The organism is Comamonas sp. UBA7840, from assembly GCF_002501455.1.
GTDB lineage: Bacteria > Pseudomonadota > Gammaproteobacteria > Burkholderiales > Burkholderiaceae_C > Comamonas > Comamonas jiangduensis.
In genome coordinates, this window is the sequence record NZ_DLTI01000038.1 from 1 (window position 1) to 18,944 (window position 18,944).

Genomic DNA, 18,944 nt, shown 5'->3' on the forward strand with positions numbered 1-18,944 from the left:
TCAAAACCCGGGGCGGTTCAAACCACCCCGCGGGCGAGCCCTCCCTTGTCCTACAGCCGTGTGCCTCACGTACTGACCATGCTGCTGCAATGTGCTTGCTACAAACAACGCACCAACCATCTCTAACGGCACCTGTCTGCCCCTCTTTGCAAAGTGAGCCCCATGCCAACGACTGCACTGCGCCGCACTGCCTCCCCCCCCTCTGCCCAACGCAGCACCTCCCCCAAAACCACGGCCTCGCAAGCCAAGCGCACGGCGATTGCCAAAGCACAGGCCGTTGCACCGGATATACCTGCGCACATTGGCAGCACACCAGCCACCACGTTTCGCGGTGATCCGGATCTGTTTGGCCAGCTGGTGCAAGACCATGACCGCCACCGGGCACTGCTGGCCATGATTGGAGAGACCGTGGGCGCATCGCCGGAGCGGAAAAAACTCTTCCAAGAACTGGCGCTGGAACTCAAAAGCCATGCCGCTGCCGAGGAGCAGGCCCTGTGGTCCACCGTGATGCGCAACCCGCAGACCACCGACGACGCGCGCCATGCCGTGAGCGAGCACAAGTCCATCGATGACATGTTGGCCGATCTGGCCGCGCGCGACATGGCCTCTGCGGCGTGGATGCGCCACTTTGCCGCTTTGCGGGAGGTGTATCTGCACCACATCCGCGAAGAAGAGCAAGAGCAATTCGTGGCCGCGCAAAAGCACCTGTCACCCACCGATGTGCGCTACCTCCACACGGTTTTTAACCGTCGCAAAAAAGCCGAAAAGGCCAGCACAAAGATCGAGAAAAAAATTAAACTCAAAAAGTAAATTCAAAACAATCTCTGGCACAAAAAAGCCGCTTGCAGGCAAACCCCGCAAGCGGCTTTTTTTATAGGGCCAACTCAGGCTTTGGTGCGGCGCGTGCGCACCGCCGCAGCCAGCTGCTGCAGCACCGGAATGGTCTGCGCCATGCTGATACAGGCATCGGTCAGCGACACGCCATAGGCCAAATCCTGGCCTTCCACAATGTCTTGGCGGCCTTCGCTCAAATGGCTTTCAATCATCACCCCGGTAATGCGCTGGTCACCGGCGGCAATCTGCTGCGCCACATCGGCCGCCACATCGATTTGGCGGCGGTGTTGTTTGCTGCTGTTGGCGTGTGACATGTCCACCATCACCTGCGGACGCAGGCCCGACTTTTCCAGCAGCTCACAGGCCGCTTGCACATCGGCAGCGCTGTAGTTGGGCTGCTTGCCGCCCCGCAAAATCACGTGACAGTCTTGGTTGCCACGGGTTTCAAAAATCGCGCTTTGGCCCATCTTGGTCATGCCCATGAAGGCATGACTCGATTGCGCGGCCACGATCGCATCGCTGGCCACCTTCACGCCACCATCCGTGCCATTTTTAAAGCCCACCGGGCAGCTCAGGCCGCTGGCCAGCTGGCGGTGACTCTGGCTTTCGGTGGTGCGCGCACCAATGGCGCCCCAGCTGACCAAATCGCTGATGAATTGGGGCGAGAGCAGATCCAAAAACTCCGTGCCCGTGGGCAGGCCCAGCTCCAGCACCTCCAGCAGCAGCTGACGCGCCAGCTTCAGACCTTCGTTGACGTTGAAGCTGCCATCGCGGTATGGGTCGTTGATGTACCCCTTCCAGCCCACGGTGGTGCGTGGCTTTTCAAAGTACACGCGCATCACGATCAGCAGGTCGTCCTGCAGCGCATCGGCCTGCGCCTTGAGCTGGCGCGCGTATTCCATGGCCTGCGCATGATCGTGGATAGAGCAAGGCCCCACCACCACGACCAGACGGTCATCTTCCCCATGCAGCACGCGCGAGATGGCGCGGCGACTGCTTTCCACCAGCCCCAGAGCCTGCTCCGTGGCAGGCAGCCACTCCTCCAGCAAAGCGGGGGTGAGCAGCGGGCGCACGGTCTTAATGCGGGTGTCGTCAATGCGGGTCTTGTCCAGCGTGGACAAGGCCGCAGGCTTGGTCAGAGAGGGCGAAGAAGTCATCCCGCCATTGTCGCTGTCTGGCCACAAAGCTGCCAGTTCCAGGGTTAGGCGCCGCCCACACCTGTCTCCAAATCCCAAAACAATAGCTATCAGTGCTTGACAGCTAAGCGCTAGCGGCCAATTTAAGCCATGGCTACTGAGGGCACCGCCGCCGTTTCCTGCAACACGATATTGCCCACCGTTGCGCCATAGGTCTGCGCCACGCGCTTGCGTTGTTTGAGCACGGCTTTGTCTTTGCTCACCAGCAGGGCCTGGTGCTGGCTGGCCAGATCCAGAAAATGCTGGTCATCGGGGTCGGTGCAGGTAAAGCGGATTTTGGGCGCTTCGGCCACGTATTCCACAGCAGCATCGAATGCCGCCATCACGCCCTCGGGCGTCTTGCCGTAGAACGCCACACGCGGTGCAATCTGGCTGTAGTGCAGCACACGCTCCAGTTCAATGCGCTGGGTCTGGTCGGCAATCCAGCGCACCTGGCCCTGGGCGATGAGCTCCCGGATCGGCGGAATGTGCGGATCGTCAAAGATCAGCATGTCCAGCACCACGTTGGTATCCAGCACCATCGGGCGTGGCCACGACCCGGTGTAGCCCGCGTTGCAAGCGGGCCATTTCAGGACTATTTTCATGCTCAGCCCTTATCAGACTTGCGCTGATCGCTCTCATCTTTACGAGGCTTGACCGCTCCCTTGATCATCTCGAAGCAGAACAGGCGGCACTCGATGGGACCGTTCCACATGGGGGTGCGGCGCGATTCTTTGAGGCGCATTTTTCCGGGCAGCTTCAAATCGGGCGTGAGCATCCAGCCACTCCAGCCGCTGTAGTGCTTCTTCCAGTGGGTGGCCAGCTGGCTGAAGAACTCACCACCGTCTTCGGTTTGCGCTGTTTCGCGGCCCACGCGCTCGACCGCGTCCATGCGCTCTGCGGCATTGCGGCCAAAGCTGCCGGCAGCGGCAATACGCTCGCCGTACGGGGGGTTGAGCAGCATCATGCCCGGCTGCTCGCACGGAGGCATACGCTGCAGGGCGTCACCGCCACGCAGGTTCACGGTCTCGGCCACGCCGGCACGCTCGGCATTGCGCTGGGCAAAGTCCACCATGCGGTGCGAGACATCGGAGCCAAAAATCGGCACGGGGCTTTCATCCAAAATTTGGGCCTCGGCCTCATCCAGGATTTGCTCCCACACATGGCGCTGGAACGGCACCAGCTTTTCAAACGCAAAGCGGCGCAAGATGCCAGCGGGAATTTTTCGCGCAATCTGTGCCGCCTCAATCACTACCGTGCCAGAGCCACAGCAGGGGTCGTACAGCGGCTGTGGATTAGGGCCATGCGGGTTCCAGCCCGTGGCGGCAATCATGGCGGCGGCCAGGGTTTCCTTGAGCGGTGCATCGCCCTTGTCCTCGCGCCAGCCGCGCTTGAACAGCGCTTCGCCCGTGGTGTCCATGTACAGCGTGCAGGTGTCGGTGGTCAGGTGCATGTGCACACGCACGTCAGGGTGGTGGGTTTCCACACTGGGGCGCACGCCATTGCGCTTGGCGCGGAAGCGATCGGCAATCGCATCCTTGACCTTGAGGGCCGCAAAATTAAGGCTGGTCAGCGGACTGTGCTGGGCCGTCACCTCAATCTTGAAGGTCTCTTTGGGCGAGAACCAGATTTCCCAGGCCACCTCGCTGGCGGCGCGGTACAGATCATTCTCGCTGCGGTACTCGGTGAACGACAGCTCCACCAGCACCCGCTGGGCCAGACGGCTGTGCAGATTGAGCAGCATGGCGTCGCGCCACATCGCGCGCACCATGACACCGCCCCGGCCCGTGAGCACGTCATCCTTGCCCACGCCCGTAATAGCGCGCACTTCGTCGGCCAGAAAACCCTCAACGCCAGCGGCGCAGGGCAAAAACAAATGCAATTGGTTCATAGCAGGGGTCCAGCATACGCGAGCCGCCTCGCCGTGGTGTGGCTGCCGGCAGACTCCCGCTGAAAGCAAAAACGCAGCGTCAGCCGCTGCGTTCTCGATGGTGTTCTAGGCGGTAATTTTAAAGGGCCGTGCCGACCTGCGCTACTGCACAGGTATCAACCCGGCCCTTCAGCGTGCTTAGAGCGCCTTGCGCAGGTTCGCTGGCGCAATTTTGAGCGCCTCGCGGTACTTGGCCACGGTGCGGCGCGCGCATTCAATGCCTTGCTCCTTGAGCATCTCGGCAATCTGGCTGTCCGACAGCGGCTTTTTGGTGTTTTCGGCCGCCACGAACTGTTTGATCAAGGCACGCACCGCCGTGCTGGAGGCATTGCCGCCCGTCTCCGTGCCCAGCCCGGAACCAAAGAAGAATTTCAGCTCATAGGTGCCGTGCGGTGTGGCCATGTACTTGGCCGTGGTCACGCGGCTGATGGTCGATTCGTGCAAGCCCAGCTCATCGGCAATGTCGCGCAGTACCAGCGGGCGCATGGCCAACTCGCCATGTACGAAGAAGTTCTTTTGCCGGTCAACGATGGCCTTGGACACGCGCAAGATGGTGTCAAAGCGCTGCTGCACGTTCTTGATAAACCAGCGCGCCTCCTGCAGCCGCTGCTGCAGGCCGGCGTGCCCGTCGCTGCCCTTGTGGCTGCGCAGGGCGTTGGCGTACACATCGTGCACGCGCAGGCGCGGCATCACGTCCGGGTTGAGCTGCACGCTGAACTGCGCCAGACCGTCCGTACCCTTGCGCAGCAACTTCTTGACGATCACATCGGGCACGATGATGTGGCGCTCCACATCGGCAAAACGGCGCCCCGGTTTGGGCTCCAGCCGCGCAATCACACCCAGCGCGGCACGCACCTTGGCTTCGGGCAGGCCACAGGCCTGCATCAGTTTGCGCACATCGCGCCGCGCCAGCATGTCCAGCGGCTGCGCGCACACCTGCAGCGCCACCTCCAGCAGCTCGTCCCGCGGGTCCTCGCGGTGCAGGTGCAACAGCTGCAGGCGCAGGCATTCGGCCAGATCGCGTGCGCCCACGCCCACCGGCTCCAGCGACTGCAGCAGGCGCAGTGCTACGGTGAAGCGGTGCACCAGCTCGTCCAGCTGCTCCAGATCGTCGGTGCCAGCCAGCCCTTCAGCCAGCTCCTGCAGCGAATCTTCCAGGTAGCCGTCGTCGTTGAGGTTTTCGATCAGAAACCGCAGGGCGTAGCGGTCGAGCTCGGACAGGCGCAGCGACAGCGCCTGCTGGTGCAAAAAGTCGGTCAGCGACTCGTGGCTGCCCGCCAAGTCCAAGGCAGTGGGCGCATCGTCATCGTCGTTGCGCTGACCGCGTGCGGAGGCCTCACCGCCCCATTCACCCTCGTCGAAGGACGACATGTCCACGCTGCCGTCGCCTTCCCAGTCATTGGGCACATCGCTTTCCGGCGCTGAAAATTCTTGGTCTTTTTGGCCTTCAGCGCTTGCTGCGCCTGCGCTGTCAGCTATGGAATATGAAAATTCTTCCGCCGTGTCTGCATCCCCCTGCGGGGCGGTATTGGCACTGTCGAGGCCAAATTCTTCGCGCGGCGCATCCTCGGTCGCGATCTCGAGGAAAGGGTTGTCGTCGAGCATCTGCTCAACTTCTTGGGACAGCTCCAGCGTCGATAGCTGTAAGAGGCGAATGGATTGCTGCAGTTGCGGCGTAAGTGCTAAATGCTGTGAGACCCGCAGTGACAAACCTGGCTTCAACGCTGTACTCCCTCTGTGTGCTCTCTCGACCCTTGTTGTTTTTGATAACGCTGCTGAGGAGGGTTACATGCGGAAGTGCTCGCCGAGGTAGACCCGGCGCACATCCGGATTTTCGACAATCTCCTGCGGCGTTCCCTGTGCCAGCACCGTGCCATCGCTGATGATGAACGCGTGGTCACAAATGCCCAAGGTTTCACGCACGTTGTGGTCGGTAATCAGCACGCCGATGCCGCGCTCCTTGAGAAAGCCGATGATGCGCTGGATCTCGATCACCGCGATCGGGTCGATACCGGCAAAAGGCTCGTCCAGCAAGATAAAGCGTGGGTTGGTAGCCAGCGCCCGCGCGATCTCGACACGGCGGCGCTCACCGCCGGACAGCGCCAGCGAGGGCGACATGCGCAAATGCTCAACGCGCAGCTCTTGCAGCAACTTGCTCAGCTGAGCTTCAATCTCTGCCGACGACAGCGGCTTACCCGCTGCGTCTTTTTGCAGCTCCAGCACGGCACGCACGTTGTCTTCCACATTCAGCTTGCGAAAGATCGACGCTTCTTGCGGCAGGTACGACAGCCCCAGGCGCGAGCGCTGGTGGATGGGCATATTGCCCACCGAGTGCCCATCGATGAGCACATCCCCACCATCGCTGCGCACCAAGCCCACAATCATGTAAAACGACGTGGTTTTGCCAGCGCCATTGGGGCCCAGCAAGCCCACCACCTCACCTTTTTGTACCGTGATGGAGACGTCTTTGACCACCTTGCGGCTGCCGTACGACTTGGCCAGATGGCGGGCCTCCAGCTTGCTGGTGCCTGCGATGTCTTGGGTCTGCTCAGCCATTACTTTCCTTGCAAATTCAGGGTGCCGGAAGGCTGCAAGGGCTGCGCTGGGGCGGTCGAGGGTGATGGGGCAGCGGTGGCCTTGGGCGCCAAAATAGCGCGCACGCGGCCCCCGGAGCCAGCGGGTGCCGACGAGGGCTCATTGCTGCGCTTTTCACCATCCACGGTAAACACGTCGGTCAGATTGTTATAGGTGATGACGCTGCCCATGATGTCGTCGCTGAGCTTGCCACCGGTATAGCGGCGCAACTGTCCACGGCGAATCAGCTTCACATCATCGGTCTGGCCGTTGTACTCAATGACCTCGCCCTCGCCTTCGACAAACTCTTCGGGAGCGCCGGGCGCCGTGTCACGCTTTTGCCGGAAAAACGCACGCTTGCCGGGTTCTGCCTTGACCACGCCATGCTGGTAGCCCTGTGCATCTTGGCGCACATCCAGCTGCGCACCGCGCAACACGATCGAGCCCTTGGTCATCACCACATTGCCGGTGAACACACTGGTTTGCTTGAGCTCGTCATGGCGCAAGGCATCCGCTTCAATGTTCATGGGCTTGTCACGGTCAGCACGCTCGGCGTGCGCAATACCGGAAACGCCGACAAAGGCGGTCAACAAGAGGCAGGTGAGGAGTTTGGGTGTCATGTGGGCAGGGCACGTTTCTTGCAGCACATTGTAGTCATGCATGCTCGTTTTCCATGAAAAAAGCCCGCACAAGGCGGGCTTTGTGGCTGCGCAAGGGCTCGCAACCCTGTCTGCATCAGGCGTTGGCGCTTTGTGCAACCAAATGCTGCACCACATTCAGCACGTTGGCCATGCTGCCTGCGCGGGGGCCGTCGGTGTAATAGCGGCCTGCCACGCCCATGGAAGGCACGCCTTCCACGTCGTAGGCTTGCTGCAGCGCGGTAGCCTTGCGCACTTGGCTGGACACGTTGAACGAGTTGTAGATTTCCTTGAACTTGTTCACATCCACGCCTTGCTTGGCCACCCAGTTGAAGATGTCCTCATCCTTGGCCAGTTTGTTGCGCTCCACGTGAATGGCGCGGAATACCTTGACGTGCATGGCATCAAAGTTGTCCATGGCTTGCAGCGCAAAGTACAGCTTTTGCTGGGGTACAAAGCTGGCGTTGAACGCCACAGGCACGCGGCGCACGACCACGTTGGCCGGAGCTTTTTGCTTCCAGGCCGCAAAAGTGGGCTCAAAGTCGTTGCAGTGCGGGCAGCTGTACCAGAAGAACTCCACCACTTCCACCTTGCCTGCGGGGGCTTCGGTGGGTGCAGGCTTGGAAAGGCGCACATAGTCCTTGCCTTCCTTGGGGGCTGCTTGCTGCGCGAATGCAGTGTTGGCACCCCAAGCCAGGGAAGTTGCAGCAGTGGCTGCGGCCAAAGAGAACTGGCGGCGTTGCATCAAAGAGACTCCTTCACGAGATATGGTTGGTATTGAGCATAGGTCGCTCAAAAAGTTCATTGCTGCACGCGCACCAAGGCCGAATCCACCCCAGCGCCGTCCAATTTTTGCTTCAGCTGCTCCGCATCACCACGTTTGGCGAAAGGGCCCACGCGCACGCGGAACACCGGGCGTCCATTTTGCTCACGCTCACTGATGCGCGCTTCCCAGCCCAGCATCGCGAGTTTGGCACGCTGGGCATCCGCATCACCCTGGGTGCGGAATGCGCCAGCCTGGACAAAATAGCTAAATCCGTCCGAGCCAGCGTTGGCGGTGCTGGCGGCCGCCTTGGCTTCTGCCGCAGCTTTGGCATCAGAGGCTTTGACCTGCGCCTTGGCCAAATCACCCAGCGGGTCTGCCGTAGCCGCTGGCGGCTTGGCAACCGGGTCGACGGGGGGAATGGCGGCAGAAGTGCCAGGTGCTTCTGGCGCTGCCGCAGCAGGCGCCTGGGGCGCGCGCGAAGGCGAGCTGCCGTAGAGCGGCGAATTGGGGTCCCAACTGCGGTTGCGCTCCTGTTCGGTTTTCTCGATGTCGCGGTGCTCGCCCTTGTTGAGGAAAGGCACTGGCACTTTGGTGACGTACACCGCCACACCCAGCGCAATGCCCAAGCCCAAGATCAAACCAATGATGAGCCCCAAGATGGTGCCACCACGCTGCTGCTTACCCATAAAACCGCCTGTCACGTTGCTTGTTGTTTCGCTTACATGCGCTCGGGTGCGCTCACACCCAGCACAGCCAAGCCATTGTGCAGCACTTGCGCAGTCGCAGCGACCAGTGCCAGACGCGCCAGTTTCACGGCCTCGTCGTCCACCAAGATACGCTCTGCGTCGTAGTAGCTGTGGTAGGCGGAAGCCAAATCTCGCAAGTAGAAAGTGACGTCATGCGGGGCGTTGCCAGCGGCGGCGGCCGTCAGCATTTCGGGGTACTTGGCCAGCAGCAGCATCAACGCCTGGGCCTGCGGCCCTTCCAGCGCAGACAGATCCACATCCTTGAGCGCAGCCACACCAGCGCCACCAGCTTCTTGCCAGGCACGCAGCACCGAGCAAATGCGCGCATGCGCGTACTGCACGTAGTACACGGGGTTGTCGTTGTTCTGCGCCACGGCCAGGTCCACGTCGAAGGTGTACTCGGTATCGGGCTTGCGGCTGAGCAGGAAGAAGCGCACGGCGTCTTTGCTGGTCCACTCGATCAGGTCACGCAAGGTCACATAAGAGCCGGCGCGCTTGCTGATCTTCACTTCTTCGCCATTGCGCACCACACGCACCATGGTGTGCAACACGTAGTCGGGGTAACCCTGGGGGATGCCCACATTCGCGGCCTGCAGACCGGCGCGCACGCGGGCAATCGTGCCGTGGTGGTCCGTGCCCTGGATGTTCACCACCTTGCCGTAGCCACGCTGGAATTTCTGGATGTGGTAGGCCACATCGGGCAGGAAGTAGGTGTAGTGACCATCGGACTTGCGCATCACGCGGTCCTTGTCATCACCAAACTCGGTGGACTTGAGCCACAGCGCACCGTCTTGCTCATAGGTGTAGCCGCTGGCAATCAGGCGCTGCACCGTATCGGCCACGTGGCCGTTGGTGTAGAGGCTGGACTCGAGGTAGTACTCGTCAAACTTCAGGTTGAACGCCTGCAAGTCCTTGTCCTGCTCGTTGCGCAGATAGGCCACGGCAAAGTTGCGGATGTTTTCGTAGTCCTCGACGTCCCCGTTGGCGGTGAACTCGCGGTCATCGGCCTTCACGGTTTCCTTGGCCAGGAAAGCAGCCGCGATGTCGGCGATGTAGTCGCCGTTGTAGAAGTTCTTGGCCAGGGGGTTGTCGCTGTCGGTAGGCCAGCAATCGTCACCGGGCTTGAAGCCCTTGGCGCGCAACTGGGTGGACTTGGTCAGGGTATCAATCTGCACACCCGCGTCGTTGTAATAAAACTCGCGGTGCACCTTCCAGCCCTGGGTGGCATACAGGTTGCTGATGGCATCGCCAATTGCGGCCTGGCGGCCATGGCCCACGTGCAGGGGGCCTGTGGGGTTAGCAGAGACAAACTCCACCAGGATGTTTTCACCACGGTCGGCCTGATAGCCAAACTGCTCGGCCTGGCCCAGCACTTCACGGATGATTTCTTGCTTGGCGGCGGGCTTGAGGCGAATGTTCAAAAAGCCGGGGCCTGCGATCTCAATCGCCTCCACCCACTGCTGAAAAGGTGCTGTGGCCATCAGGGCGGCTTGCAACTGCTCGCCCAGCGCACGGGGGTTGGCCTTCAGCGGCTTGGCCAGTTGCATGGCTGCCGTACAAGCGAAATCGCCATGGGCTGCCACTTTGGGGTTTTCAAACGCAGCGCGTGCGCCGGCGCCTGGCGAAAGGGTTTCGAGCTCAGCCGCCAGGGCGGCGAGCAATTCTTGTTTGACAGAAAGCATCAGGCGATTTTACGTGCGCAGGGCACAATCTGCCCAAGCCTTGAAATCACGCATACAGGGCATCCGAAAAACGTCAGGGAGATGGTTTTGCAAACTTCACGCTGTGCGCAGGCCTGCTTGCTGCTGGGCGTGGCCTTCCAGAGCTACGGCGCCAACACCCCCTGTTCAGGGCGCAAAGGGGGCATCGACCATTGCATGGGTAGCCAGTTTGTCTGTAAAGACGGCTCCCTCAGCGCATCACGCAAAATTTGTAGCGATGCACGCGCCCCTGCTGCGGTGCGCGCTTTCCAGGCCCCGGCCGCTACCGACACCACCTGCAGCTGCCGCAGCGGTGCGGTGTGTACCGGCCCACGCGGCGGGCGCTATTGCATCTCAGACAGTGGGCGCAAAAGCTATGTGCGCCGCTAAAGGCATCTGCCCTCGCAGGGCTACATGCCCCGTGCCCAGAACACGGCAATCACCGCGATCACGGGAATGATGTGGGCTTGCACCATGATCCAAGTGCGCACCGCGCGCACCGCCTCGGGCTGGGGCAAGGTGCCCGCCCCATCCAGCGCCTTGAGCCACTTGCGGATGGTGAAGGTGGGACGCAGCGACAAGATGGCCGCCACAAAAAACAACAGCATCTTCAGGTGAAACAGCGGCTGGCTGACGTACCACGTCATGCCCTTGGCACCCCAGACGATGCGGGCAATACCCGTCAGCAGCAGCGCCAGCGCGGCCAGGCCGTAAATCATGTCCAGCCTGGCCAAACGGCGCACTACCGCAGCATTCATCCACTCCGCACGGCACAGCGCCGCCTCACTGGAGAGAAACACCACCGCCGTCAGAATGGCCACCAGGTGCAGGCTGGCCAAAATTGCTTCCCAAGTCATCGCGCTATCCCCTTGCTCCAAAACTCAGGGCGTTCATATTGCCCCTTGAGGTAGTCCATCCACAGGCGCAAGCGCAGCGTCATGTGCTTGCGCTGTGGAAACACCACGTAAATCCCGTTGGGTGGCGCGGCAAATTCCGCCAGCACCTCCTGCAAACGCCCCGCTGCAATTTCTGACTCTACCTCCCAGGTGCTGCGCCATGCAACGCCCCAGCCTCCCAGGCACCAGTCATGCAGCACCTGGCCGTCGGAGCAATCCAGCGGCCCCGTGGGCTTGAAGTGCACCACCTCGGTGCCGCCATCGCGGCTGGGCAGGCGAAAGGCCCAGCCCCGGGTTTGCGAGGCGTCGCTGGACAGCGTCAGGCAGCGGTGCTGCGCCAGCTCGGACGGGTGGTGGGGCGTGCCATAGGCCTGCAGGTAAGCGGGTGTGGCCACGCACAGGCGGCGGTTGTCCGCCATGCGCACGCTGATCAGCGAGGAATCGGGCAAATCCCCCACCCGCACCGCGCAGTCATAGCCCTCCCCGGCCAAGTCCACCACGCGGTCGCTCAGGTTCAAAGAGATGGTGACATCGGGGTGCAGGTCGTGGAACAGCGGCACCAGCGGTGCCACATGGCGGCGGCCAAACCCTGCCGGGGCGGTGATGCGCAAATGCCCGGTGGCCTTGACGCCGCCTGCAGAAACACTGGCCTCGGCATTGGCCACATCGCTCAGCAGACGCTGGCAGTCTTCCAAAAAAGCGCTGCCCTCGTGCGTGAGGCTGATGCGGCGTGTGGTGCGCACCATGAGCTTGACGCCCAGGTGCGCCTCCAGCGCATCCAGCCTGCGCCCCATGATGGCGGGCGCCACCCCTTCGGCCTTGGCGGCGGCCGTCAAACTGCCTTTGGTCGCAACCGAGACAAAGGACTCGAAGGCTTTGAGTTTGTCCATGGCACAAATAATTTATGAACCAAATTGGCCTCTAACGCTTATACACCAAGCGCTAGCAGCTATGTTTTCTGCATATTCTTCCGTACAGCAGATGCTTGAAGTGTTGCCCACTTTTGCATAAAAGTCATCAGTTATAAGCTTTTTGCCCAATTTATTAACTCCAAACTTTGCAATACAGTGGGAGCAAGGCTCCAAATACTGGGGCTTTGGTTTTCTACTGATCCAAGGGGGTTACCACCATGACTGCACGCACCCAAGTTCACGGCCTGCAAGTTGCCAACGAACTGCACACTTTCATCAACGAGCAGGTTCTGCCCGGTACCGGCGTCGATGCTGCCGCCTTCTGGAAAGGCTTTGATGCACTGGTGGCCGATCTGGCCCCCAAGAATGCTGCCCTGCTGGCCGAGCGCGACCGCCTGCAAGCCGAGCTGGACACCTGGCACAAGGCCAACCCCGGCCCCATCGCCGACATGGCGGCATACCAAAAATTTCTGACACAGATTGGCTATCTGGTCGAGTCGCCCAAGGACGCCAAGGCCACCACCGAGAACGTGGATGCCGAGCTGGCCACCATGGCCGGCCCCCAGCTGGTAGTGCCCATCCTGAACGCGCGCTACGCACTGAACGCCGCCAACGCGCGCTGGGGCAGCCTGTATGACGCGCTGTACGGCACCGACGCCATCAGCGAAGAAGGCGGCGCCGAAAAGGGCAAGGGCTACAACCCCGTGCGCGGCGCCAAGGTCATTGAATTTGCACGCAACTTCCTGGACCAGGCCGTGCCACTGGCTGCGGGCTCGCACAAAGATGCAGCGGCTTACCAGGTCGAAGGCGGCAAGCTGGTCGTGACTTTGAAGAACGGCAACACCACGGGCTTGAAGGATGCGGACAAGTTCGTCGGCTACCAAGGCGATGCGGCTGCGCCCACTTCGGTGCTGCTGAAGAACCACGGCCTGCACATCGACATCATCATCAACAAGTCCACCCCCATCGGCCAGACCGATGCTGCGGGCGTGGCCGACGTGGTGGTGGAAGCCGCCGTCTCCACCATCTTGGACCTGGAAGACTCCGTGGCTGCGGTGGATGCCGAAGACAAGGTACTGGGCTACAGCAACTGGCTGGGCATTTTGAAGGGCACGCTGACCGAGTCCTTTGAAAAGGGCGGCAAGACCATGACCCGTGGCCTGAACGGCGACCGCATCTACACCGGTGCAGATGGTCAGCCCGTCAAGCTGCACGGCCGCTCGCTGATGTTCCTGCGCAATGTGGGCCATTTGATGACCAACCCCGCCATCCTGTGGGGCGCAGAAGGCAAAGAAATTCCTGAAGGCATTCTGGATGCCGTGGTCACCACCGCCATCGCCATGCACGACCTGCAGGGCCACGGTGCCAACGGCATCCGCAACAGCCGCACCGGCAGCGTCTACATCGTCAAGCCCAAAATGCACGGCCCCGCCGAAGTGGCGTTTGCCGACACCCTGTTTGGCCGCGTGGAGCAACTGCTGGGCCTCAAGCCCAACACCGTGAAGCTGGGCATCATGGACGAAGAGCGCCGCACCAGCGCCAACCTGAAGGCCTCCATCGCCGCCGCCCCTGCGCGTGTAGCCTTCATCAACACGGGCTTCCTGGACCGCACCGGCGACGAAATGCACACCGCCATGCACGCCGGCCCGATGGTGCGCAAGGCCGACATGAAGGCCAGCGCCTGGCTGCCCGCTTACGAGCGCAACAACGTGCTGGTGGGCCTGACCATGGGCCTGCGCGGCCGTGCCCAGATCGGCAAGGGCATGTGGGCCATGCCTGACCTGATGAAGGCCATGCTGGAGCAAAAGATTGGCCACCCCAAGTCGGGAGCCAACACCGCCTGGGTGCCATCGCCCACCGGCGCGACGCTGCATGCCCTGCACTACCACCAGGTGAACGTGGCCGAGGTGCAAAAGGAGCTGGAAAAAACCAGTGCCGACACCGAGCGCGCCAACATCCTGGCTGACCTGCTGCAAATTCCCGTGGCCAAAGACCCCAAGTGGACGGACGCCGAAAAGCAGCAAGAAGTCGACAACAACGTGCAAGGCATTTTGGGCTACGTGGTGCGCTGGGTGGACCAGGGCGTGGGCTGCTCCAAGGTGCTGGACATCCACAACGTGGGCCTGATGGAAGACCGCGCCACGCTGCGCATCTCCAGCCAGCACATCGCCAACTGGCTGCTGCACGGCGTGGTCTCCGAGCAAATGGTGCGCGACAGCTTTGCCCGCATGGCCAAGGTGGTCGACCAGCAAAACGCCGGCGACCCGGCCTACAAGAGCCTGGTGGCCAACCCCAACGGCGCAGCCATGCAAGCCGCACTGGACCTGGTGTTCAAGGGCGTGGCCCAGCCTTCTGGCTACACCGAGCCCCTGCTGCACGCCTGGCGCCTGAAGGTCAAGGCTGGCGCGTAAGCCATCCACAAACCATAGCTGCTGGCGCTTGATACATCAGCGCTAGCAGCGGTTTTGATGCACATTCTTTCAGGCAGCTTCGGCTGCCTTTTTTTGATACAAAAATTCCACCTTCACACAGGCCTGCAGCGGCCCGGCGGCGGCGCGATGCTCTAGCATCCGGGCATGCGATCCGATGACTTCCTGCGCTGCAGCCTGGCCGCTGGTTTGGCACTGCTGCTCAGCGCCTGCAACACCATGCCCCCGGCCTCTACCGTGGAACCAGCCCACAGCGCCCCTTCTTCCACCACCACCACCACCACCACCACCACCACACCCACCCTGACCCCTGCACAGTGGCAGGCCCAGTTACAGGCCATGCCGCTGCCCAGCGTGCTGCTGCTGGGCGAGCAACACGATGCGCCGGCCCACCAGCGCTGGCAGCTGGCTACCGTACAAAAGCTGATAGCACGCAAGCAACTGGCAGCCCTGGTCTTGGAAATGGCAGAGCAAGGGCACAGCACCGCAGGCTTGCAGCCTTCCGCCAGTGAGGCCACCGTGCGCAAAGCCCTGCGCTGGGACGACAAGGGCTGGCCCTGGAAGGCCTACGGCCCCAGCGTGATGGCCGCCGTGCGCGCGAATATTCCCGTCGTTGGCGGCAATGTGCCACGCGACAAAATGCGTGACGTGATGCAACAGCCCGAGTGGGACAGCCACCTGAGCCCCGCTGCCTGGGAGCAGCAGCGCCAGGCCCTTTCGCAGCGGGCATTGCGACCTATTGCCCGAGGCCCAGATCACCCCCATGGCCCGCGTGCAGTTGGCCAAAGATGCCCTGATGGCACACACCGCCCAGTCGGCCATCCAGCCTGGAAAAACCGTGGTGCTGCTTGCCGGGCGTGGCCATGTGCTGCGCAGCGTGGGCATTCCCACCTGGCTGGCACCGTCTTCCAGCCATTTGATTGCGATGGCACAGGCGGGCCCCAAGGCGCAAGCCGAAGCCTCCGAGCACGACTTTGTCATTCAAACGCCCGCCGTGCCGGACAAAGACTATTGCGCCAAGCTGCGCGCCCAGTGGGCCCCTTCAGACCCACAAAATCCATAGCTGCTTGCGCTGGCAGGACAAGGGTTTAAGCACTTTTTTATCCATATTTTTATGTATGCCCAGCGTGCACCTGGCTCGTCGCAGCCAGCCTGGTGCACCTGCGTCTACACTTGCGCCCATGACGTCCCCCCTCGACCCGCTGACCTGCCCCTTGTGCGGCCAAGCCAACCAGTGCGCCGTGGCCGCAGGCTTGCCTGCGCAAAGCTGCTGGTGCATGCAGCAGCGCATTGCGCCCGAGGTGCTGGCACGCCTAGCTGCTGAACAACGCCATCAAGCCTGTATCTGCCCCGCATGCGGCCAAAGCCAACCCCTGTCACCCACAGGCACGTCCAGCTAACGCAGATGGCGTAGGCTGGAGCCTTTCGCATCGCCCTTGGACAACCTATGCCCTTGCTGTCCCCCTCGCCCGCTGCTGCGCTCAAAGCCCGCTATGGCGAGCACTATCGCTGGCTGCTGCTGATGGCCGTGATGGTGGGCACCATTGCCTCCATCATCCCCTCCACCAGCGTGAACGTGGCCATTCCCGCCATGAGCGCTTTTTTCCAGCTGGGGCAAGAGCGGGCACAATGGATCACCTCCGCGTTCATGGTGGCTTCCACCGTGGCCATGCTGGTCACGCCGTGGCTGCTGGGGCGTTTTGGCTATCGCGCCACCTATGCGTGGGCGATTGGTTTGCTCATGCTGGGGGGTATCAGCGGCGGTTTTGCCCAACATTTCGAGTTGCTGCTGTTCTCCCGCGTGGCCGAAGGCCTGGCAGCCGGCATCATTCAGCCCATACCAGCGGTCATCATCCTGTATGCGTTTCAACCCAATGAGCAAGGCCGCGCGGGCGGTATTTTTGGCATGGGCGTGGTGCTGGCGCCTGCGCTGGCGCCTGCACTGGGCGGTCTGCTGACCGACTGGATGGGCTGGCGCAGCACCTTCTTCATGGTGGTGCCTCCCTGCCTGCTGTCGCTGTGGCTGGCATGGAAATACGTACCTTCCAGCGCACCCGGGGGCAGTACCAGCGGTGAAGGCAGCGGCAAACTGGATGTGCTGGGGCTGTGCCTGGTCAGCGCCGGGACGCTGGGCGTATTGAATGCCTTGGTGGCGTTTCACCACAGCCACTTGAAAGCTGCACTGTTGGCTGGCATGGCCGCCGTGTGCTGGCTGGCTTTCATCCTGTGGCAGCAGCGCCTGCTGCGCACACAGCGCAAGCCGTTGATGGATCTGCGGCTGTTTGCCTACCGCCCGTTCGTCATGGGCTGTATCGTGGCGTTTATTTACGGCACCGCCATGTTTGGCTCCACCTACCTGCTCCCTGTTTTCATTCAAATGGGCCTGGGCCTGTCGGCCAGCTACGCAGGTAACCTGCTGCTGCCTGCGGGCTTGATCCTCGCCATCACCATCCCTTTGGTAGGGCGCATGGCCGACACCCAGCCCACCCACTGGCTCACCAGCATCGGCATGTTGCTGCTGGCCCTGTCTTTTGGACTGATGCTATGGGCCGGGCCAGGCATGGCGCTGTGGCTGCTGGCGGGCTTCATCATCGTCGGGCGCATCGGCTTGGGTTTTATCTTGCCCAGCCTGAACCTGGGTGCCTTGCGCCCGATTGACCACGCGCTGATTGCCCAGGGCTCCAGCACCATCAGCTTTATTCGGATGCTGGGGGGAGCCATCGGCGTGGGGCTGTGCGGCATTGTGCTGGAGTGGCGCCTGGCCGTGTACGCAGCCAACCCCGCGATGGACGCGGCACAAGGGCGGATACAGGCATTCCATGAAAGCTTTGTGATGCTGACGGTGCTGTGCTTGCTGGCTTTTGCTGCAGCCACCCAGTTGCGCTCTCCGGCACGTAAATCCGCGCCCTGAGCTGTGCGATTGCTGCACGGCGTGGTCTGAACCGTTAGGCTTATGCCTTTGTTTTGTGACCGATTGGAATGCGCCCCATGTGCCAGCTTTTAGGAATGAACTGCAACACCCCCACGGACGTGCGCTTTAGCTTCAGTGGTTTTGCACAGCGCGCGGGCAACACGGGTGATCACACCGACGGCTGGGGCATCGCATTTTTTGAAGACAAAGGGCTGCGACATTTTGTGGACCATGAACGCGCCATCGACTCTCCCATCGCGGAGTTGATTCGCCGCTACCCCATCAAAAGCCGCAACGTCATAGCCCACATCCGCAAAGCCACCCAAGGCGTGGTCAGCCTGCAAAACTGCCACCCCTTTGAGCGTGAGCTGTGGGGGCGTCACTGGGTCTTTGCCCACAATGGCGACCTGAAAAACTTCGCCCCCAAGCTGCACACCCACTTTCGCCCCGTGGGCAGCACCGACAGCGAACTGGCCTTTTGCTGGATCATGCAGGAGCTGTGGAAATCCCACGCCGGCGTACCCAGCATCGAAGAATTGACCCTCACCCTGCAAGAACTGGCCCAGCGCATCGCACCCCACGGCACCTTCAACTTTCTGCTCTCCAACGGCGAGGCGCTGTGGAGCCATGCGACAACCAACCTGTTCTTCACCGAACGCCAGCACCCCTTTGCGGCAGCCCAGCTGTCCGATGAAGACCTGAGTGTCGACTTTGCTACCGAAACCACGCCCAATGACAAAGTTGCCGTCGTCGTCACCGCACCACTGACCAGCAATGAAACTTGGACCCAGTTCAAACCAGGGGTCGTGAATGTCTTTGTGGATGGACGCCTCTACCTCGGCCAATCTGCTGCCAGCAAATAAAAAAGGAGCACATGGCACTCCTTGTCCTTGGGTTTCAAAGAGGTTCAGCACTCAACTTCCATCAGCGCGCACGCAGTGCGCTCTTATTTTTGTCTTTCGGTTTTCTGGTACCCATAAAACAAAACCCCTGTCTCTTGCGGAGATCAGGGGTTTGTCACTGTAAGAGCCTGACGATGACCTACTTTCACACGGGAGCCCGCACTATCATCGGCGCAAAGTCGTTTCACGGTCCTGTTCGGGATGGGAAGGCGTGGGACCAACTTGCTATGGTCATCAGGCATAACTGTCTGCCAAGCAGCGACACCTTGGTGCTGCCCAGCTAAAAATTAGCGCTTCTACTAAAAACAAAACCCCCTGCCTCGTACGAGATCAGGGGGTTTGTCGCTGTAAGAGCCTAGCGATGACCTACTTTCACACGGGAACCCGCACTATCATCGGCGCAAAGTCGTTTCACGGTCCTGTTCGGGATGGGACGGAGTGGTAACAACTTGCTATGGTCACTAGGCATACCTTGTGCATGAGCAGCGCTACCTGCTCATCAAATTGATAGAGGAAAAATCAGTTTTTTTGG

General features: G+C 61.3%; 18 protein-coding genes, 2 rRNA genes and 1 pseudogene. 8 read left to right on the top strand and 13 right to left on the bottom strand.

Features of this window, described 5'->3' with window-relative positions:
• Positions 1-162: 162 nt before the first annotated feature.
• Positions 163-810, top strand: a complete 648-nt coding sequence (locus tag B3R00_RS14365) for a hemerythrin domain-containing protein (protein ID WP_286999585.1) — start codon at positions 163-165, stop codon at positions 808-810.
• 74 nt (positions 811-884) lie between these two features.
• Here B3R00_RS14365 and B3R00_RS14370 read toward each other — a convergent pair whose 3' ends face one another.
• The 9 genes from B3R00_RS14370 to argS form a co-directional block, all read right to left on the bottom strand.
• Positions 885-1,991 carry a 3-deoxy-7-phosphoheptulonate synthase gene (locus B3R00_RS14370; protein ID WP_286999586.1) on the bottom strand — a complete coding sequence of 369 codons (1,107 nt, stop codon included), beginning with the start codon at positions 1,989-1,991 and terminating at the stop codon, positions 885-887.
• A 122-nt stretch (positions 1,992-2,113) separates the two neighbouring features.
• On the bottom strand, positions 2,114-2,614 hold the full coding sequence (locus tag B3R00_RS14375) for a putative toxin-antitoxin system toxin component, PIN family (RefSeq protein ID WP_286999587.1): 501 nt from the start codon (positions 2,612-2,614) through the stop codon (positions 2,114-2,116).
• Between the two features lie 2 nt (positions 2,615-2,616).
• Entirely contained in the window at positions 2,617-3,900 is a 1,284-nt protein-coding gene (locus tag B3R00_RS14380) for a THUMP domain-containing class I SAM-dependent RNA methyltransferase (protein ID WP_286999588.1), read from the bottom strand.
• Positions 3,901-4,077: 177 nt separating this feature from the next.
• Positions 4,078-5,661: an RNA polymerase factor sigma-54 gene (locus B3R00_RS14385; RefSeq protein WP_286999589.1), complete on the bottom strand. Its 1,584-nt coding sequence runs from the start codon at positions 5,659-5,661 to the stop codon at positions 4,078-4,080.
• A gap of 63 nt (positions 5,662-5,724) precedes the next feature.
• A complete protein-coding gene (lptB, locus tag B3R00_RS14390; RefSeq protein WP_286999590.1) occupies positions 5,725-6,495 on the bottom strand; it encodes an LPS export ABC transporter ATP-binding protein in 771 nt (256 codons plus the stop codon).
• Positions 6,495-7,133: a lipopolysaccharide transport periplasmic protein LptA gene (lptA, locus tag B3R00_RS14395; protein WP_219164853.1), complete on the bottom strand. Its 639-nt coding sequence runs from the start codon at positions 7,131-7,133 to the stop codon at positions 6,495-6,497. The genes lptB and lptA overlap by 1 nt, the downstream gene beginning before the upstream one ends.
• Positions 7,134-7,248: 115 nt before the next feature.
• Positions 7,249-7,896: a thiol:disulfide interchange protein DsbA/DsbL gene (locus B3R00_RS14400; RefSeq protein ID WP_219163085.1), complete on the bottom strand. Its 648-nt coding sequence runs from the start codon at positions 7,894-7,896 to the stop codon at positions 7,249-7,251.
• A gap of 56 nt (positions 7,897-7,952) precedes the next feature.
• Complete coding sequence (locus B3R00_RS14405; RefSeq protein ID WP_286999592.1) at positions 7,953-8,603, bottom strand: SPOR domain-containing protein; 651 nt, start codon at positions 8,601-8,603, stop codon at positions 7,953-7,955.
• Between the two features lie 32 nt (positions 8,604-8,635).
• A complete protein-coding gene (gene argS, locus B3R00_RS14410) occupies positions 8,636-10,345 on the bottom strand; it encodes an arginine--tRNA ligase (RefSeq protein WP_286999593.1) in 1,710 nt (569 codons plus the stop codon).
• Positions 10,346-10,432: 87 nt separating this feature from the next.
• Between argS and B3R00_RS14415 the strand changes: the two genes are divergently transcribed.
• On the top strand, positions 10,433-10,753 hold the full coding sequence (locus B3R00_RS14415) for a hypothetical protein (protein ID WP_286999594.1): 321 nt from the start codon (positions 10,433-10,435) through the stop codon (positions 10,751-10,753).
• A 20-nt stretch (positions 10,754-10,773) separates the two neighbouring features.
• Here B3R00_RS14415 and B3R00_RS14420 read toward each other — a convergent pair whose 3' ends face one another.
• Entirely contained in the window at positions 10,774-11,220 is a 447-nt protein-coding gene (locus B3R00_RS14420; RefSeq protein WP_174863323.1) for a DUF2214 family protein, read from the bottom strand.
• Positions 11,217-12,149, bottom strand: a complete 933-nt coding sequence (locus tag B3R00_RS14425) for a LysR family transcriptional regulator (protein ID WP_219163088.1) — start codon at positions 12,147-12,149, stop codon at positions 11,217-11,219. Before B3R00_RS14425 ends, B3R00_RS14420 begins: the two co-directional genes overlap by 4 nt.
• Positions 12,150-12,388: 239 nt before the next feature.
• On the opposite strand from B3R00_RS14425, the gene B3R00_RS14430 reads away from it, so the two are divergent.
• The 6 genes and pseudogenes from B3R00_RS14430 to B3R00_RS14455 all read left to right on the top strand — a co-directional run bounded on the left by B3R00_RS14430 (position 12,389) and on the right by B3R00_RS14455 (position 18,373).
• Positions 12,389-14,581, top strand: coding sequence for a malate synthase G (locus tag B3R00_RS14430; protein ID WP_286999595.1), 2,193 nt, complete (start codon positions 12,389-12,391; stop codon positions 14,579-14,581).
• 357 nt (positions 14,582-14,938) lie between these two features.
• Positions 14,939-15,223, top strand: a pseudogene (locus tag B3R00_RS16370) (ChaN family lipoprotein); the annotation flags it as partial.
• Between the two features lie 115 nt (positions 15,224-15,338).
• Positions 15,339-15,662 carry a ChaN family lipoprotein gene (locus tag B3R00_RS14440; RefSeq protein WP_414647021.1) on the top strand — a complete coding sequence of 108 codons (324 nt, stop codon included), beginning with the start codon at positions 15,339-15,341 and terminating at the stop codon, positions 15,660-15,662.
• Between the two features lie 118 nt (positions 15,663-15,780).
• Positions 15,781-15,999 carry a cysteine-rich CWC family protein gene (locus B3R00_RS14445; RefSeq protein WP_286999597.1) on the top strand — a complete coding sequence of 73 codons (219 nt, stop codon included), beginning with the start codon at positions 15,781-15,783 and terminating at the stop codon, positions 15,997-15,999.
• Positions 16,000-16,046: 47 nt separating this feature from the next.
• Positions 16,047-17,510 carry an MFS transporter gene (locus B3R00_RS14450; RefSeq protein ID WP_286999598.1) on the top strand — a complete coding sequence of 488 codons (1,464 nt, stop codon included), beginning with the start codon at positions 16,047-16,049 and terminating at the stop codon, positions 17,508-17,510.
• A gap of 77 nt (positions 17,511-17,587) precedes the next feature.
• Positions 17,588-18,373, top strand: coding sequence for a class II glutamine amidotransferase (locus tag B3R00_RS14455; protein ID WP_286999599.1), 786 nt, complete (start codon positions 17,588-17,590; stop codon positions 18,371-18,373).
• A 165-nt stretch (positions 18,374-18,538) separates the two neighbouring features.
• Here the strand turns inward: B3R00_RS14455 and rrf (B3R00_RS14460) are convergent.
• Both rrf (B3R00_RS14460) and rrf (B3R00_RS14465) read right to left on the bottom strand, forming a co-directional pair.
• Positions 18,539-18,651, bottom strand: a 5S ribosomal RNA gene (gene rrf / locus B3R00_RS14460).
• 114 nt (positions 18,652-18,765) lie between these two features.
• A 5S ribosomal RNA gene (gene rrf, locus B3R00_RS14465) occupies positions 18,766-18,878 on the bottom strand.
• Positions 18,879-18,944: the final 66 nt, after the last annotated feature.

Excerpts from the sequence above, each read along its gene's own strand:
- B3R00_RS14365 (WP_286999585.1), top strand. The coding sequence starts at position 163 with ATGCCAACGACTGCACTGCGCCGCACTGCCTCCCCCCCCTCTGCCCAA.
- B3R00_RS14370 (WP_286999586.1), bottom strand. The coding sequence starts at position 1,991 with ATGACTTCTTCGCCCTCTCTGACCAAGCCTGCGGCCTTGTCCACGCTG.
- B3R00_RS14375 (WP_286999587.1), bottom strand. The coding sequence starts at position 2,614 with ATGAAAATAGTCCTGAAATGGCCCGCTTGCAACGCGGGCTACACCGGG.
- B3R00_RS14380 (WP_286999588.1), bottom strand. The coding sequence starts at position 3,900 with ATGAACCAATTGCATTTGTTTTTGCCCTGCGCCGCTGGCGTTGAGGGT.
- lptB (WP_286999590.1), bottom strand. The coding sequence starts at position 6,495 with ATGGCTGAGCAGACCCAAGACATCGCAGGCACCAGCAAGCTGGAGGCC.
- lptA (WP_219164853.1), bottom strand. The coding sequence starts at position 7,133 with ATGACACCCAAACTCCTCACCTGCCTCTTGTTGACCGCCTTTGTCGGC.
- B3R00_RS14400 (WP_219163085.1), bottom strand. The coding sequence starts at position 7,896 with ATGCAACGCCGCCAGTTCTCTTTGGCCGCAGCCACTGCTGCAACTTCC.
- B3R00_RS14405 (WP_286999592.1), bottom strand. The coding sequence starts at position 8,603 with ATGGGTAAGCAGCAGCGTGGTGGCACCATCTTGGGGCTCATCATTGGT.
- argS (WP_286999593.1), bottom strand. The coding sequence starts at position 10,345 with ATGCTTTCTGTCAAACAAGAATTGCTCGCCGCCCTGGCGGCTGAGCTC.
- B3R00_RS14420 (WP_174863323.1), bottom strand. The coding sequence starts at position 11,220 with ATGACTTGGGAAGCAATTTTGGCCAGCCTGCACCTGGTGGCCATTCTG.
- B3R00_RS14425 (WP_219163088.1), bottom strand. The coding sequence starts at position 12,149 with ATGGACAAACTCAAAGCCTTCGAGTCCTTTGTCTCGGTTGCGACCAAA.
- B3R00_RS14430 (WP_286999595.1), top strand. The coding sequence starts at position 12,389 with ATGACTGCACGCACCCAAGTTCACGGCCTGCAAGTTGCCAACGAACTG.
- B3R00_RS14445 (WP_286999597.1), top strand. The coding sequence starts at position 15,781 with ATGACGTCCCCCCTCGACCCGCTGACCTGCCCCTTGTGCGGCCAAGCC.
- B3R00_RS14450 (WP_286999598.1), top strand. The coding sequence starts at position 16,047 with ATGCCCTTGCTGTCCCCCTCGCCCGCTGCTGCGCTCAAAGCCCGCTAT.
- B3R00_RS14455 (WP_286999599.1), top strand. The coding sequence starts at position 17,588 with ATGTGCCAGCTTTTAGGAATGAACTGCAACACCCCCACGGACGTGCGC.